Origin of the sequence: Rhizobium sp. YJ-22, from assembly GCF_029601685.1 — a bacterium.
Lineage (GTDB): Bacteria > Pseudomonadota > Alphaproteobacteria > Rhizobiales > Rhizobiaceae > Metarhizobium.
Genome location: NZ_JARRIR010000003.1, coordinates 366,880 through 382,636, shown reverse-complemented (window position 1 = coordinate 382,636; position 15,757 = coordinate 366,880). Strand labels below are relative to the sequence as shown.

Genomic DNA, 15,757 nt, shown 5'->3' with positions numbered 1-15,757 from the left:
ACAAGACATGCTCGACGCGCATCACCATTTCTGGGCCGTCGCCCGCGGCGATTACGGCTGGATGACGCCGGACCTGAAACCGCTGCTGCGCGATTTCGGACCCGAGGATCTTCGGCCGCTGATGCAGGCGGCCGGCATCACTCGCACCGTTCTGGTGCAGGCCGCCGAGACCGAGGCGGAGACCGACTACCTGCTCGATATCGCCCGCAAGACCGATTTCGTCGCCGGCGTCGTCGGCTGGATGGACATGCTCCAGGAAAATTTTGCCGCGCGGCTCGATCACTATGCGGCGCAGGAAAAATGGATCGGTCTGCGCCCGATGCTACAGGGCCACGATCCCGCGCTGATCGCCGATCCGCGCTTCCGCACCTCGCTGGCCGAAGTCGCCCGGCGCGGCGTTCCCTTCGACATCCTCACCTTCCCCCGCCATCTGCCGGCGATGATCGAGGCCTTGCGGGCGACGCCCGGCGTCCACGCCATTCTCGACCATATCTCCAAGCCGGACATGACCCGGCCGATGGAGGCCGGCTGGGCCGAGGGCATCACGGCGCTGGCCGCCATTCCCGGCCTGCATTGCAAGATCTCCGGGCTGGTGACGGAGGCCGGTCCCGACTGGTCGGCCGAACGCATCCGCCCCTTCGTCACCCATGTCGCCCACGCCTTCGGCCCGCAGCGGCTGGTGTTCGGCTCCGACTGGCCGGTCTGCACGCTGGCGGCCAGCCACGCCCACGTCGTCGACCTCGCCCGCGATCTGCTCGGCGGGATGTTCGGGGCGGACGCGCTGCAGGGGATATTCGAAACCAACGGGCTGCGGTTCTACCGGCTCGGCTAAAGCGTCCCGACGCCCGCAGCGATCTCACCGGCTGGGAAATGCGCGACGCGCGTCAGCGCCCCTCCGCCGCGCGTTTTTCGTCGTCCAGCATGTGCTCGACCAGAGCCGAGAAGGCGCGCAGGTCGCGCATCGGCTTGGCGGAGCGCTGGATCGGGCGCGTGGCGCGCTCGATCGGACGCACCCGGCGCAGCCAGCGGATCGCCCCGCTCCAGATATTGCCGAGATCGAGCTTGCGGTAATGCAGCAACGCCCGGTCGATATCGGGCGCGGCGCGGCCGCCGACCGCAAAGCAGCTCAGGCCGAACATCAGCAGGTCGAGGATCTGCGCGCGGCGCAGGTTGCGCACCACGCCGAACATTTCCAGATCGATGAAGGTGACGTCGGCGCCGTCCCAGAGGATGTCCTTGAGGTTCGGCCGCCCATGGGCAAGCCCTGCCTCATGGATGCGATGCAGGGCGGTGGCGGCGCAAAGCAGCGCGCGGCAGCGCTCCTCGTCGGGGATCGTCGTGCTGCGCACCACCTCCGACATGGGAATGCCGGCATCGCGGGTGACGAGGTAATCGGGGCCTTCATGGACGAGATCGGCGACCGGCAGGCCAAGGCGGCGCATGGCATGCAGGCCCTTGCGCTCGCGCTCCAGCGCCCGCGCGGGATCCCCCTTGCGCAGCCGCCACCAGAGGGAATGCGCTTCCGGCCGCTTCACCCAGTAGGTGACGCCATCGAGCTCGATGCGCCAGACACGTTCGCCCGGGCCCTGCTTCTCCACGATCGCACACAGGCGTTCCGCGATGCCCGACTCAAACCCCGCCATCAATCCTTCTGCCTCAGGCTTATCGTGTGACAAGCCTGTGACAATGCACGTCCTGGCTGATTTGCTCAACCCCCGTCGTGCTCAGCCGCGCGAATTCACCGGAAAATCACGGCAACTCAGCCTGCTGGACCAGGATCGCGCGAAAATCGTTGACATTGGTGCCGGTCGGGCCGGGAACGAAGAGGTCGCCAAGCGCATCGAAGGCGCTCCAGCTATCGTTGCGGGCCAGGAATTCGGCGGCGTCCCTGCCCTGGTCGGCGAGGCGCGACACGCTGTCGCCGTCGGCGAAGGCGCCGGCATTGTCCTCGGAGCCGTCGATGCCGTCGGTATCGGCGGCGAGCGCGCAAATGCCCGGCAAGCCGTCGATGGCGCAGGCGAAGGACAGCAGGAACTCGCCGTTGCGGCCGCCCTTGCCCTTGCCCTTGATGGTCACGGTGGTCTCGCCGCCGGAGAGGATGACGACCGGCTTTTGGAACGGCCGGTCGCGGCGCACGACTTCCGCCGCGATTGCCGCATGGACGCGGCCGACTTCGCACGCCTCGCCCTCGATGGCATCGGAGAGGATGACAGCCTCGATGCCGGCCTTGTGCGCCGCTTCGGCGGCGGCTTCCAGCGACACGGCGGCGGAGGCGACGAGTTTTACCTCGTTGCGGGCGAAACGGGGATCGCCCGGCAGCGGCGGCTCGTCCTTGCCGTCGCGGATATGGCGCATGACGTTTTCCGGCAGGTCGAGACGGTAGCGCTCGATGAGACGCAAAGCATCGGCGCGGGTGGTGGCGTCCGATATCGTCGGGCCGGAGGCGACGAGGGCGGGATTGTCGCCGGGAATATCGGAAACCACCAGCGAGACGACGCGGGCCGGATGGGCAAGGGCGGCAAGCCGTCCGCCCTTGATGCGCGACACCTGCTTGCGCACGGCGTTCATGGCGCTGATCGGCGCGCCCGAGGCGAGCAGCGCCCGGTTGACGGCGATCTCGTCGGCGAGCGTCAGGTCGCCCGCCGGCGACGGCAATAGCGCCGAGCCGCCGCCGCACACCAGCGCCACCACCAGATCGTCTTGCGTCAACCCGCTGACGGCCGCGCTCAGCCGGGCCGAGGCGGCAAGCCCGTTTTCATCCGGCACCGGATGGGCGGCTTCGAGAACCTCGATACGCTCGCATGGCGCGCCATAGCCATAGCGGGTGACGACGACGCCCTCCAGCGGGCCGTCCCAGAGGCGCTCGAAGGCGCGCGCCATCTGCGCCGCGCCCTTGCCGGCGCCGATCACCACCGTGCGCCCCTTCGGTTTTTCCGGCAGGTTGGCAGCCAGCACCTTTTCGGGATCGGCAGCAGCCACGGCGGCATGAAAGAGGCTTTCCAGAAAGGCGCGCGGATTGGCAATCGACATGGGTTTCCTCCGGGTATCGGGCGCTTGGGCAGGTCGCCCGCAATCACATCATCGCATCGATAGGCGCCATCGCAGAAAATGGCGCGCCTCTCAAGGCCGGAAAAGGCCCTGGCGGTCCGGTTTTTCAGAGGGACAACGTCCGCGCATCAAAAAACGGCCGGGCGGGGCTCCCCTCCCCGCCCGGCCAGGCCGTCGTCAGGCGACGGCGTGGTTCGCCATGCGCTCCAGCGCCTTGACGAGACCTGAATGGTCGAGACCGGCCTCGCCATGGGCGGCGCACTGGTTGAACAGTTCCTGCGTCGAGGCCGTGTTGGGCAGCGCGACGCCGATGGCCTTGGCGCCCTGCAGCGCGAGGTTCAGATCCTTCTGGTGCAGCGAGATGCGGAAACCGGGATCGAAGGTGCGCTTGACCATGCGCTCGCCATGCACTTCGAGAATGCGCGACGAGGCGAAACCGCCCATCAGCGCCGCGCGGACGCGGGCCGGATCGGCGCCGGCCTTGGAGGCGAAGACGAGGGCCTCGGACACCGCCTCGATGGTCAGCGCCACGATGATCTGGTTGGCGACCTTGGTCACCTGCCCGTCGCCGCAATCGCCGACCAGCGTGATGTTCTTGCCCATCAGCTGGAACAGCGGCAGCGCCCGGTCGAAGCTTTCCTGCGAACCGCCGGCCATGATCGACAGCGAGGCGTTCTTCGCCCCGACTTCGCCACCCGATACCGGGGCGTCGACATATTCAGCGCCGGTCGCCCGAACCTTCTTGGCGAATTCCTTGGTCTCGATCGGCGAGATCGAGCTCATGTCGATGACCAGCTTGCCGGCGGAAAGGCCCTTGGCGACGCCGTTTTCAGAAAACAGCACATCCTGCACCTGCGGCGTATCCGGCAGCATCAGGATGATGGTCTCGGCGGCTTCGGCCACCGCCTTCGGCGTATCGACGACCCGGAGGCCGCCCTCCACCAGCTCCTGGCGCGGCGGGCTCGAATGTTTCGAGGTGATGACCGTGTGGCCGGCCTGCTGCAGGTGGCGGGCCATGGGCGCGCCCATGATGCCGAGGCCGATGAATCCGATGTTTGCCATGTTCTGTCTCCCGATCTTGTAACGATGCGTCCGGCTCAGCGGCCGGCTTCGGCCAGCCAGCCGAGGCCTTCTTCCGTCGTCGTGCGCGGCTTGTATTCGCAGCCGATCCAGCCGTCGTAACCAAGGCCATCCAGCGTCTTGAACACGTAGCCATAGGCAATCTCCCCGGTCCCCGGCTCGTTGCGGCCGGGATTGTCGGCCAGCTGCACATGGGCGATTTTCGCCTGATGCGTCCTGAAGGTGCCGATCAGCTCGCCCTCGGTGCGCTGCTGGTGGTAGAGGTCGTACTGGATGTAGAGGTTGTCGCTGCCCACCTCGGCGATGATCGAGGCCGCCTGCGCCGGGGTATGCAGGTAGAAGCCGGGAATATCGAAGCGGTTGATCGGCTCGATCAAAAGCTTGATGCCGTGCTTGCCGAGTTCGGCGGCGGCGTATTTCAGGTTGGCGACGAAGGTGGTGCGCAGCACGTCCTCAGCAATGCCGGCCGGAATGATGCCGGCGAGGCAATTGATCTGCGTGCAGCCGAGCGTCGTCGCATACTGGATGGCGGAGGCGACGCCACGGCGGAACTCATCGATGCGGTCGGGCAAGATGGCGATGCCGCGCTCGCCGCCGGCCCAGTTGCCGGCGGGCAGGTTGTGCAGCACCTGCTTCAAGCCGTGCCTGTCAAGTTCGGCGCGGATGGCGTCGCGGTCGAAATCATAGGGGAAGAGATATTCCACCCCTTCGAAACCGGCCTTGGCGGCCAGGGCGAAACGCTCCATGAACGGCGCTTCGGTAAACAGCATGGTGAGATTGGCCGCAAATTTCGGCATTTTTGTTCTCCTGATATTGACGCATTTCCGGACGGAAAACCGCTTCACACTTTTCCTGGAAATGCTTTTCCTCAGTCCAGCAGGGCGGCCAGCGTCGCGGTCGGGGCGTCCTCGCCGCGTTCGGCCAATTCCTCGAATTCGACGACGGCATCGATATCGGCGCCCATGGCGATGTTGGTGACCCGTTCGAGGATGAACTCGATGACGACGGGAACCTGGTGCTCCCGCATCAGATCCTGCGCCGTGGCAAAGGCTTCCTGGAACTCGTTGGGGCTGCGCACCCTGATCGCCTTGCATCCGAGGCCTTCGGCGACCGCGACATGGTCGACGCCGTAGCCGGCTTCGGAATCGGCGGTGGCATTGATGTTGTCGAAGCCGAGCGAGACCTCGAAATCCATGTTGAAGCCGCGCTGCGCCTGGCGGATGAGGCCGAGATAGGAATTGTTCACGACCACATGCAGATAGGGCAGCTTGTGCTGGGCGCCGACCGCCAGTTCCTCGATCAGGAACTGGAAGTCGTAATCGCCCGAGAGCGCGACGATCGGCCGGTCCGGATCGGCGGCGCGAACCCCAAGGGCTGCCGGCAGCGTCCAGCCGAGCGGGCCGGCCTGGCCGCAATTGATCCAGTTGCGCGGCTTGTAGACATGCAGGAACTGCGCGCCGGCGATCTGGCTGAGCCCGATGGTCGAGACGTAGCAGGTATCGCGCGAAAACGCTTTGTTCATCTCCTCATAGACGCGTTGCGGCTTCAGCGGCGTCTGGTCGAAATGGGTCTTGCGCAGCATGGTGCGCTTGCGGGCGCGGCATTCCTCGCGCCAGGACGACCAGTCGCGCAGCCGGCCTTCAACCTTCCATTCGGTGGCGACGTCGAGGAACAGCTTCAATGCGGCGCCCGCATCGGAAACCACGCCGAAATCGGGGGCGAAGACGCGGCCGATCTGGGTCGGCTCGATATCGACATGCACGAACTTGCGCCCCTGCGTATAGGTCGCGACATTGCCGGTGTGGCGATTGGCCCAGCGATTGCCGATGCCGAGGACGAAATCCGAAGCCAGCATCGTCGCATTGCCGTAGCGGTGCGAGGTCTGCAAGCCGCACATGCCGGCCATCAGCGGGTGGTCGTCGGGGATCGTGCCCCAGCCCATCAGCGTCGGCACGACCGGAACGCCGGTGATCTCGGCGAATTCGACCAGCAGGTCGGAGGCATCGGCATTGATGATGCCGCCGCCGGCAACGATCAGCGGCCGTTCCGCCTCATTGAGCATGGCCAGCGCCTTCTCGATCTGGGCGCGGGTGGCGGCCGGCTTGTAGGCGCCGAGCGAGGCATAGGTATCGATGTCGAATTCGATTTCGGCGAGCTGGACGTCGATCGGCAGGTCGATCAGCACCGGGCCCGGACGGCCGGAGCGCATGGTGTGGAACGCCTTCTGGAAAACGAAGGGCACCAGCGCCGGCTCCATGACCGTGACCGCCCACTTGGTGACCGGGGCCGCGATCTTGGCGATATCGACCGCCTGGAAATCTTCCTTGTCGAGGCGGGCGCGCGGCGCCTGGCCGGTGATGCACAGGATGGGAATAGAATCCGCCGAGGCCGAATAGAGGCCGGTGATCATGTCGGTGCCGGCAGGGCCGGACGTGCCGATGCACAGGCCGATATTGCCGGCCTTCGCCCGGGTGTAACCCTCGGCCATATGGCTGGCGCCCTCGACATGGCGGGCCAGCACATGGCGGATCGAGCCGCGCGCCTTCATCGCCGAATAGAGGGGATTGATCGCAGCGCCGGGAACGCCGAAGGCGCAGGCAATGCCTTCCTTCTCCAGAACCAGCACGGCCGCATCGACAGCACGCATTTTCGCCATTGGGTCTTCCTCCGTCTCTTCACAGGCAGGGTAGCGCAACGGCGGAGGCGCGCAATCTAAAAATGGAAATCAATCTCATCATATGGAAATAAACATTTTCAACAAAACTGGAACAATCGATGCAGGGCGGCTATGAGAGACTCACCAAAAAGGAAGAGGCAGGCATGGCCGGGCGGCAGGAAACGACGAGGGGCAAACCGGGGCGCAAGGCCGGCAAGAACGCCGCGCCCTCCTCCGTTCAGGTGCTGGACCGCAGCCTGAAGCTGCTGGAGCTGGTGGCCGGCGCCGATGGCGCGGGGCTGACCGATCTCGCCGACCAGTCCGGCATGGCCCCGTCCACCGTCCACCGGCTGCTGACGTCGCTGGCCGGCCATGGCATGGTGACCCATGACGCCGAGACCGGCGCCTGGACCATCGGCGTCAAGGCCTTCGAGATCGGCACCGCTTACCTGCGTTTCCGCAAGCTCGGCACGATCAGCCGGCCGTTTCTCAAGCAATTGATGGAGGGTTGCGGCGAGACCGCCAATATCGCCATCGAGGACGACGGCGACGTGGTGTTCATCTCGCAGGTGGAAAGCCATGCGCCGATGCGCGCCTTCTTCCGCCCTGGAAGGCGCGGGCCGATCCATGCATCCGGCATCGGCAAGGCGATCCTGTCGACCTGGACGGATGCCCGCATCGAGGCGCTGCTGGCTGGCCGCACCTTGCAGCATTTCACCGACAAGACCCGCGACAGCCTGCCCCTGCTGCTCGACGATATCGCAAACATCCGCGCCCGCGGCTGGTCCATCGACGACGAGGAGCACACGCTCGGCATGCGCTGCGTCGCCGCCCCCATCTTCGACGAATATGGCGAGGCGGTCGCCGGCATCTCCGTCTCCGGCCCGGCCGTGCGCCTGCCGGACGAGAAGGTGGACGCGCTCGGACCCATCGTGGTGACGGCTGCTGCGGGGCTGACCAAGGCGATGGGCGGGCGTGTGGCCGGCGCTTGACTTTGTGCGTTCGGGGCGCAGTTCCTACGACAGACCTCAGAAAAAGGAACTGCCGATGATCCGCCTTGCCATCGCCGCCGCAGGCTTCGCCTTTCTCGCCGCAAGCCCGGCTTTCGCAAAGCTTCCGCTGCTCAACGCCACCTGCCCCGGCAAGATCGAGGTGCATGCCGATGAAGGCGGGCCAATCTATATCAATGGCAAAGAAGCCAAGCTGCGTGTCGTCAACGACAATTATTACGAGGCCAAGAACAGCAAGGTGACGATTTCGCTGAGCATCAATCCCGACGGCTCCGCCGCCGTCTCCTATACCGGACACGGCGGCGCGAACGGGATCTGCACCGTCAAGTAATCAGACGGTTTCGAGCAACCGGCTCGCCGCCGCCTGGCGCTTGGCGGCCTTGGTCTTCATCGGCTTGCCGGCGACGTAGGTTTCGGCGATGCAGCGATCGTCGCCCATGGTCTGGAGGATGAAGAGTTCCTCGGCCAGCGTCGTCGCGGTGCGCATGCGGTATTCCATCGCCGATTTGCCGCTGGAATCCAGCACGACGATATCGGCATCGGCGCCGTCATGCAGCGAGCCGATCCGGTCTTCCAGCTTGAGCGCCCGGGCGTTGCCGAGCGTCATGCGGTAGAAGGAGTTGAACGGCGTCAGCTTCTGGCCGCGCAGGTGCAGCACCTTGTAGGCCTCGTCCATGGTCTCCAGCATCGAAAAACTGGTGCCGGCCCCGACATCGGTCGCCACCGACCAGCGCGCGCCGGCCGCATCGAAACGGTCGCGGTCGAACAGGCCGGAGCCGAGGAACAGGTTCGAGGTCGGGCAGAAGACGCCGACGGAACCGGTTTCGGCCAGCACCGAAATCTCGCGGTCGCTGAGATGGATGCAATGGCCGAGCAGCATGCGGTCGTTCAGCAGGCCGTAACGGGCATAGATGTCGGTGTAATTCTTCGCTTCCGGGTAAAGCGAGGTGGCGAAGGCGATCTCGTCGCGGTTTTCGGAGAGATGCGTCTGCACGTAGCAATCGGGATGTTCGGCGACGAGCGCCTGCGCCATCGCCATCTGCTCCGGCGTCGAGGTGATGGCGAAACGCGGGCTGATGGCATAATGGGCGCGGCCCCGGCCATGCCATTTTTCGATGAGCCGCTTGGTCTCGTCATAACCCTGCTGCGGCGTGTCGGTGAGCGCATCCGGCGCGTTGCGGTCCATCATCACCTTGCCGCCAATCATGCGCATGCCGCGCGTTTCGGCCGCCGCAAAATAGGCGTCGACGCTTGTCGGATGCACCGAGCAATAGGCGACGGCGGTGGTGGTGCCGTTGGAAATCAGCTCGTCCATGAAGCGTTCGGCCACAGCGGCCGCATGGGCGGCATGGGCGAATTTCTGCTCCTCGACGAAGATATAGGTGTTCAGCCATTCGAGAAGCTGGGCGCCGTAGGAGGCGATGGCCTGCGTCTGCGGAAAATGCAGATGCGTGTCGATGAAGCCCGGCAGGATCAGATGCGGGCGATGGTCGGCAGTCTCGGCATCGGCGCCGGCCTTCGTCTGGAGATCGGCATAGTCGCCGCTCGCCACCACCTTGCCGTCGCGGACCAGCACCGCGCCGTCCTCGATATAGCGATAGGACGCGGCGTCATCGATCCCCTGCGGCTCGGCAAGAAAGGTCAGCACACGGCCGCGGATCAGGAGCGTGTTCATTCGGTCTTGCCTCCGCTGACGGCGCTTTCATACCAGGCGACCAGCAGGCGGCGCTCGTCGCCGGAGATCTGGGTGACGTTGGCGGGCGGCATGGCGTGGCTGCGGCCGGCCTGCAGGTAGATTTCGCGGGCATGAGCGGCGATGTCGCCGTCCGTTTCCAGCGTCACGCCCTTGGGCGGAACGACGATCCCTTCCCAGCCGGGCTCCCTGGCATGGCACATGGAACAGCGCCCGAGAATGGTGTCGCGCACCTGGGGAAAGGCCTGCGCCGTCACGAAGGGTTGTTGCGCCGCCGAGATTTTCGCCTCCGCCGTTTCGCCGCTCAGGATTTTCGGCACGGTGGAGAGCCACATGATGACGATGAACAGCAGCACGGTCGCCAGCCACGTCCAGGTGGGGTTGCCGGCATCGGCATGGCGGGTGTTGAAGTAATGGCGGATGGTGACGCCCATCAGGAAGACCAGCGAGGCGATGATCCAGTTATACTGCGTGCCGAAGGCCAGCGGATAATGGTTCGACAGCATCAGGAACAGCACCGGCAGCGTCAGGTAGTTGTTGTGTGTCGAGCGCTGCTTGGCGATCTTGCCGTATTTCGGATCGGGCGTGCGGCCGGCGATCAGGTCGGCGACGACGATGCGCTGGTTCGGCATGATGATGAAGAAAACGTTGGCCGACATGATCGTCGCGGTGAACGCGCCGAGATGCAGGAAGGCGGCGCGGCCGGTGAAAAGCTGCGTATAGCCCCAGGCGACGGCGACGAGGATGAAATACAGGGCCACCATCAGCCGGGTATTGTCATTGCCGAAAGACGACTTGCAGATCAGGTTGTAGACGATCCAGCCGAAGGCGAGCGAACCCAGCGAAATGGCGATGGCCACCGGCTTGGTGACGTCGAGCACGTTCGGATCGATCAGGAACAGGTCGGCGCCGGCATAATAGACGAGGCACAGCATGCCGAAGCCGGAGAGCCAGGTGACGTAGCTTTCCCATTTGAACCAGACGAGATGCTCCGGCATGTTGGCCGGCGCCACCAGGTATTTCTGGATGTGGTAGAAGCCACCGCCATGCACCTGCCATTCCTCGCCATGGGCGCCGGGCGGCAGGCCGGGATGTTTCTTCAGGCCGAGATCGAGCGCGACGAAATAGAACGACGAGCCGATCCAGGCGATCGCCGTGATGACGTGCAACCAGCGGACGGCGAATGTCAGCCAGTCCCAGGCAATGGCGTATTCATACATAGGGGACCTCCCAGTCTTCGAAGATCCGTCTTGCCATCGCGCGATTTTCTTAGAAATCCCTCGCTATCACCAACACTTTCAAAAAAATCTTTAAGATCGCGCCCCCTGTGATCCGCATACCGATGTGGTAGAAGGGGCCATGTCCTATCTCGATAATGTCCGCGTCTTCGTTCGCGTGGTCGAACTCGGTACGCTTTCGGCGGCGGGCCGCGACCAGCGCGTCACGCCGGCGGTCGCCAGCAACCGCATCAAGGAGCTGGAGCGCCATTTGGGCGTGCGGCTTTTCAACCGCACGACGCGAAAGCTTTCGCCGACCGAGCACGGCAGGGTATTCTACGAGGGCGCGGTCAAGATCATCGAGGCGGTGAACGAGGCCGAAGCCGCCATCGCCGACCTGTCGCGCAACCCCAAGGGGTCGTTGAGGATCACCGCGCCGCTCGGCATCGGCCGGCGGCTGATCGCCTCTGGCATCCCGGAATTCCACGACAAATATCCGGATATCGAGGTGCGCGTGCGCCTCTCCGACCACAATGTCGACATCCTCGCCGAGGGCGTCGACGTCGCCTTCAAGCTCGGCGTGCTCGAAGATTCCAATCTGCGCATGCGCGGGATTCTCAATTGCGAGCGTGTGCTCTGCGCCGCCCCGGCCTATCTGGCGCGGCGCGGCATCCCGGCCAATCCCGATGCGCTGATTTCGGAGAAATACGACTGTCTGCTGCTGCGCTACCCCGGTTCCAAGGAATATTACTGGACGCTGATGACGGCGGAAGGCCCGCGCAAATTCGAGATCGGCGGCCCCTATGACAGCGACGACGGCGACGTGCTCACCCAATGGGCGCTGGAAGGCCGGGGCATCATCAACAAGCCGCTGTTCGAGGTCAAAGCCCATCTCGACGAGGGCCGGCTGGTGGAGATTCTCAAGGACACCCCGCCCGCCCCCGTCCAGCTCGCCGCCATCTATCCGCACAAGCGTTTCCAGGATCCGAAGGTGCGGCTGATGATCGACTTCATGTCCGAGCGCTGTCAGCGGCTGATCGGCAAGCTGCTGGCGAATACGGCGGCGGAAGATGCGGAGGCGGAAGCACAGGCGACTTGAATGGAGCCGAGACCGCTAGTATATTTCGTACAAAATGTACTAGATGGAGGCCGTCGATGCGTTTCACCTACATGACCAGTGCCGCCTTCAACCAGAATCCCAGCAAGGCGAAAAAGGAAGCGGACGAGCGTCCACTCGTTATCACCGAGCATGGCGAGGCGAGCTATGTGCTGATCCGCTACGCGGATTTTCAGGAAAACTGGCGCAAGCCCAAAAGCCTTTACGAGGCACTGGAAGACACCGAGTCCAAATTCGATGCGGATTTTATGCCCGAGCGCGCCGATGTCGGCCACCGGGATATAGAGTTTTGATAGCCTATCTTCTGGATACGAATGTCGTTTCGGCGTCTCGCCGGCCGGATCGCCAGACCGCAGAATTCCGGTCTTTCCTGCGGGAATTCGATGTGGACAAGGCCTTTATCTCGGCAATCACGGTGATGGAGATCGAATTCGGCATCGAGCGGGAGCGCGGCCGTAATCAGGCCTTTGCCGAGGATCTCTCACGCTGGTTTACAACAATGGTGCTGCCCGCTTTCAAGGGGCGAATCCTGCCATTTGAGGAGCAGACGGCTGTCGTGACAGGCCGCTTGCCAACGGCGGACAAGCGCCCCACCGCCGATGCGATGATTGCGGCGACGGCACTTCATCACGGCCTTGTCCTTGTCACCCGCAATCTCGCCGATTTTCGGCCGCTCGGCGTCGGGTGCCTGAACCCATGGGATAGGCCCCCGACAAATTGAACTTATTCACCCCCTGCCCCGCACCGCCTCCTGCGTCTGGGCGCGCCACATCAGCGCCGCGGTCATGATTTCGGCGGCGGCGAGCGTGGCGATCACCGGGGGGCGCTTGTCCTTCAGCGCCGTGGCGCCGATGGGGCAGACGAGGCGGTCGAAGAGGTCGGCGCGGCCGATCTCGCGGGTCAGCCAGTTGCGGAAGGTGGCGCGCTTGGTCTTCGAGCCGATCATGCCGACATAGGCCGCATCGGCGCGCTTCAGCGCTTCCGCCGCGATCAGGAAATCCAGCGCGTGGTCATGGGTGAGGATGACGAAGCTGCTGCCTTCGGGGGCAGCGCGCACCACCGCCTCCGGCATGGCGGTCAGGCAGGTTTCGATGCGCGGCACGGTGCAGGCGGTCAGTTCCTCCTCGCGCGTATCCACCAGCACGACGCGCAGCGGCGCCAGCGACAGCGCCATGACCAAGGCATCGCCGACATGGCCGGCGCCGAAGACATAGACATGCGGCCGCTCGGCCATGTCCTTGTCGCTGCGGGCGATGAGATCGTCGGCCAGCGCCGGATGCATGGCGGTGAAGGAAAGGCCCACACGCCCGCCGCAGCACTGGCCGATTTCCGGCCCGAGCGGCACGGTCATCGGCTCGGCCGACAGGCCGGAACGAATGGCGCGCCGCGCCTGGTCGATCGCCATATATTCGAGCTGCCCGCCGCCGATGGTCGCGAAAATCGCCCGTTCCGACACCAGCATCCAGGCATCGGTATCGCGCGGCGTCGATCCCGCCGCACCCGTCACCTCGACCAGGATTGCCGCCGGCTCGCGGCGCAGGAAATCCCGGATGTCTTCACGAACCGCAGACATGGCTGCCTATCCTTTCCTGTCCTTCTTCAGCCGTTCGATGGCCATCAGCACCCGCTCCGGCGTCGCCGGCGCGTCGAGGCGCGGGCAGACCGTGTGATCGGCGACACTCGCCACCGCATCCGACAGCGCATGCAGCACGGCAAGGCCGAGCGGCAGCGGCGGCTCGCCCACCGCCTTGGAACGGTGGATCGTCGGCTCATAGGCCTCCGACCAATCGGTCAGCGCCACATTGAAAATTTTCGGGCGGTCCGAGGCAAGCGGGATCTTGTAGGTGGAGGGCGCATGGGTGCGTAAGCGCCCCTTGCCGTCCCACCACAGCTCCTCCGTCGTTAGCCAGCCCATGCCCTGGATGAAGCCGCCCTCGATCTGGCCGATATCGATGATCTTGTTCAGCGAACGGCCGGTATCGTGGAGGATATCGGTGCGCTCGACCACATATTCGCCGGTCAGCGTATCGACGGAGACCTCCGAGCAGGCCGCGCCATAGGCATAATAATAGAAGGCATGGCCACGCCCCTTGGAGCGGTCCCAATGGATTTTCGGCGTCTTGTAGAAACCGGCGGCCGAAAGCTGGACGCGTGCGATATAAGCCTTCTTCACCAGATCGTTGAACGGGATCTCCGTCTCGCCAATGCGCACCCGGTTCGGCAGGAAGACCACGGCTTCGCGCGGCACCTGATACGTCTCGGCGGCGAAGGCGATCAGGCGGTCCTTGATCTGGCGGGCGGCATCCTGCGCCGCCATGCCGTTGAGATCGGCGCCGGAGGAGGCGGCGGTCGGCGAGGTGTTCGGCACCTTGGCCGTCGTCGTCGCGGTGATTTTCACCCGCTCCAGATCGATCTGGAATTCCTCGGCCACCACCTGCGCCACCTTCAGGTGCAGGCCCTGGCCCATTTCCGTGCCGCCATGGTTCATGTGGACGGAACCGTCGGTATAGACATGCACCAGCGCGCCGGCCTGGTTGGATTCGGTCTTGGTGAAGGAAATCCCGAATTTCACCGGCGTCAGCGCCAGCCCGCGCTTGACGACGCGGCTTTTCGCGTTGAATTCGGCAATCGCCTTGCGGCGGCCGGCATAATCGGCGCTGGTCTCAAGCTCGGCGACGATGCGCTGGATGATGCAATCCTCGACCTTCTGGTGATAGGGCGTGACGTTACGCTCGCCCTCGACGCCCATGGCGTCATAAAAATTCAGCTTGCGGATATCGAGCGGATCCTTGCCCACGGCAAACGCCACTTCGTCGATGACACGCTCGGCCCCGACCATGCCTTGCGGCCCGCCAAAACCGCGGAAGGCGGTGTTGGAAACCGTGTTGGTATAGAGCGGCGCCGACTTCGCATGCACATGCGGGAAGAAATAGGCGTTGTCGCAATGAAACAGGGCGCGGTCGCCGACCGGGCCGGAGAGATCGGCGGAAAAGCCGGCACGAAGGGCAAACGTGTAATCCACCGCCAGAATGCGGCCCTCGTCGTCGAAGCCGACATCGTAATCGATGGCGAAATCATGCCGCTTGCCGGTCGCCACCATGTCCTCGTCGCGGTCGAGCCGCACCTTGACGGCGCGGTTCAGCTTCTTGGCGGCGATGGCGGCAAGGGCCGCGCATTGGTTCGCCTGTGTTTCCTTGCCGCCGAAACCGCCGCCCATGCGGCGCACTTCCACTGTTACCGCATGGCTGGGCACGCCGAGCGCATGGGCGATCATGTGCTGCGTTTCGCTCGGCCCTTGCGTCGAGCAATGGACGAGCACCTCGTCATCCTCGCCGGGCACGGCGAGCGACACCTGTCCTTCGAGATAAAAATGGTCCTGGCCGCCGAGCCGCATGCGACCCTTGACGCGACGTGGCGCGGTTTCGAGCGCGCCGGCCGCATCGCCGCGCTTCAGCGTCAGCGGCGTGAAGACCTGGCGATGTGTCTTGACGTCGAGATCCCAGATGTCGATATCGGCCGGCAGTTCTTCGTATTCGATCTTGGCCAGCTTTGCCGCGCGGCGGGCCTGTTCGCGGGTCTCGGCAATCACGCAAAAAATCGGCTGGCCGTGAAATTGCACCTTGCCTTCGGCCAGCACCGGATCGTCGTTCATGCCGGACGGCGAGATGTCGTTGACGCCGGGGATATCCGCATGGGTCAGCACGTCGACGACGCCGGGGGCGGCGCGCACGGCGTCGAGATCGACGGATTTCAAAATGCCGTGGGCGACGGTGGAAAGGCCGAGACCGGCATGCAGCGTGCCGGCGGGCTCGGTGATGTCGTCGATATAGACGGCAGTGCCGGCCACATGCTTGTGCGCCGAGTCATGGCGCGGGCTGGAATGGACGCCGCCGGTGATGGTTTCCGCCGTGAGATCGGTCATATGCTTGTTCATGG

General features: G+C 64.7%; 15 protein-coding genes. 6 read left to right on the top strand and 9 right to left on the bottom strand.

From position 1 onward, the window contains the following. Positions 1–7: 7 nt before the first annotated feature. Positions 8–832 carry an amidohydrolase family protein gene (locus P7F60_RS09800; protein ID WP_277917550.1) on the top strand — a complete coding sequence of 275 codons (825 nt, stop codon included), beginning with the start codon at positions 8–10 and terminating at the stop codon, positions 830–832. Positions 833–884: 52 nt separating this feature from the next. On the opposite strand, the gene P7F60_RS09795 is transcribed toward P7F60_RS09800, so the two are convergent. The 5 genes from P7F60_RS09795 to gcl form a co-directional block, all read right to left on the bottom strand. Beyond that, a complete protein-coding gene (locus P7F60_RS09795) occupies positions 885–1,643 on the bottom strand; it encodes a hypothetical protein (RefSeq protein WP_277917549.1) in 759 nt (252 codons plus the stop codon). 106 nt (positions 1,644–1,749) lie between these two features. After that, positions 1,750–3,030: a glycerate kinase gene (locus tag P7F60_RS09790; protein WP_277917548.1), complete on the bottom strand. Its 1,281-nt coding sequence runs from the start codon at positions 3,028–3,030 to the stop codon at positions 1,750–1,752. Between the two features lie 195 nt (positions 3,031–3,225). Continuing rightward, positions 3,226–4,110 (bottom strand): 2-hydroxy-3-oxopropionate reductase, encoded by an 885-nt coding sequence (locus P7F60_RS09785; protein WP_277917547.1) that lies wholly within the window; start codon positions 4,108–4,110, stop codon positions 3,226–3,228. A gap of 35 nt (positions 4,111–4,145) precedes the next feature. Further along, positions 4,146–4,925, bottom strand: a complete 780-nt coding sequence (hyi, locus tag P7F60_RS09780) for a hydroxypyruvate isomerase (protein ID WP_277917546.1) — start codon at positions 4,923–4,925, stop codon at positions 4,146–4,148. A 71-nt stretch (positions 4,926–4,996) separates the two neighbouring features. After that, on the bottom strand, positions 4,997–6,784 hold the full coding sequence (gene gcl / locus P7F60_RS09775; RefSeq protein ID WP_277917545.1) for a glyoxylate carboligase: 1,788 nt from the start codon (positions 6,782–6,784) through the stop codon (positions 4,997–4,999). Between the two features lie 164 nt (positions 6,785–6,948). On the opposite strand from gcl, the gene bhcR reads away from it, so the two are divergent. Continuing rightward, a complete protein-coding gene (gene bhcR / locus P7F60_RS09770; RefSeq protein ID WP_277917544.1) occupies positions 6,949–7,776 on the top strand; it encodes an HTH-type transcriptional regulator BhcR in 828 nt (275 codons plus the stop codon). A gap of 55 nt (positions 7,777–7,831) precedes the next feature. Beyond that, positions 7,832–8,125 (top strand): hypothetical protein, encoded by a 294-nt coding sequence (locus P7F60_RS09765; protein WP_277917543.1) that lies wholly within the window; start codon positions 7,832–7,834, stop codon positions 8,123–8,125. Here the strand turns inward: P7F60_RS09765 and guaD are convergent, their stop codons facing one another. Beyond that, positions 8,126–9,469, bottom strand: a complete 1,344-nt coding sequence (gene guaD / locus P7F60_RS09760; RefSeq protein WP_277917542.1) for a guanine deaminase — start codon at positions 9,467–9,469, stop codon at positions 8,126–8,128. Further along, positions 9,466–10,707, bottom strand: coding sequence for a urate hydroxylase PuuD (locus P7F60_RS09755; protein ID WP_277917541.1), 1,242 nt, complete (start codon positions 10,705–10,707; stop codon positions 9,466–9,468). Before P7F60_RS09755 ends, guaD begins: the two co-directional genes overlap by 4 nt. A gap of 139 nt (positions 10,708–10,846) precedes the next feature. On the opposite strand from P7F60_RS09755, the gene P7F60_RS09750 reads away from it, so the two are divergent. From P7F60_RS09750 to P7F60_RS09740, 3 genes are read left to right on the top strand one after another with little or no spacing between them, the layout of a single operon-like run. Continuing rightward, positions 10,847–11,803 carry a LysR family transcriptional regulator gene (locus tag P7F60_RS09750; protein WP_277917540.1) on the top strand — a complete coding sequence of 319 codons (957 nt, stop codon included), beginning with the start codon at positions 10,847–10,849 and terminating at the stop codon, positions 11,801–11,803. Between the two features lie 56 nt (positions 11,804–11,859). Beyond that, positions 11,860–12,114 (top strand): type II toxin-antitoxin system Phd/YefM family antitoxin, encoded by a 255-nt coding sequence (locus P7F60_RS09745; protein WP_277917539.1) that lies wholly within the window; start codon positions 11,860–11,862, stop codon positions 12,112–12,114. After that, the gene (locus P7F60_RS09740; protein ID WP_277917538.1) at positions 12,111–12,542 is read left to right on the top strand and encodes a type II toxin-antitoxin system VapC family toxin; all 432 of its coding nucleotides are present in this window, start codon (positions 12,111–12,113) and stop codon (positions 12,540–12,542) included. The genes P7F60_RS09745 and P7F60_RS09740 overlap by 4 nt, the downstream gene beginning before the upstream one ends. A gap of 6 nt (positions 12,543–12,548) precedes the next feature. Here the strand turns inward: P7F60_RS09740 and xdhC are convergent, their stop codons facing one another. Both xdhC and xdhB read right to left on the bottom strand, forming a co-directional pair. After that, positions 12,549–13,394: a xanthine dehydrogenase accessory protein XdhC gene (gene xdhC, locus P7F60_RS09735; protein WP_277917537.1), complete on the bottom strand. Its 846-nt coding sequence runs from the start codon at positions 13,392–13,394 to the stop codon at positions 12,549–12,551. A gap of 6 nt (positions 13,395–13,400) precedes the next feature. Then, positions 13,401–15,755, bottom strand: coding sequence for a xanthine dehydrogenase molybdopterin binding subunit (gene xdhB, locus P7F60_RS09730; protein WP_277917536.1), 2,355 nt, complete (start codon positions 15,753–15,755; stop codon positions 13,401–13,403). Positions 15,756–15,757 lie beyond the last annotated feature (2 nt).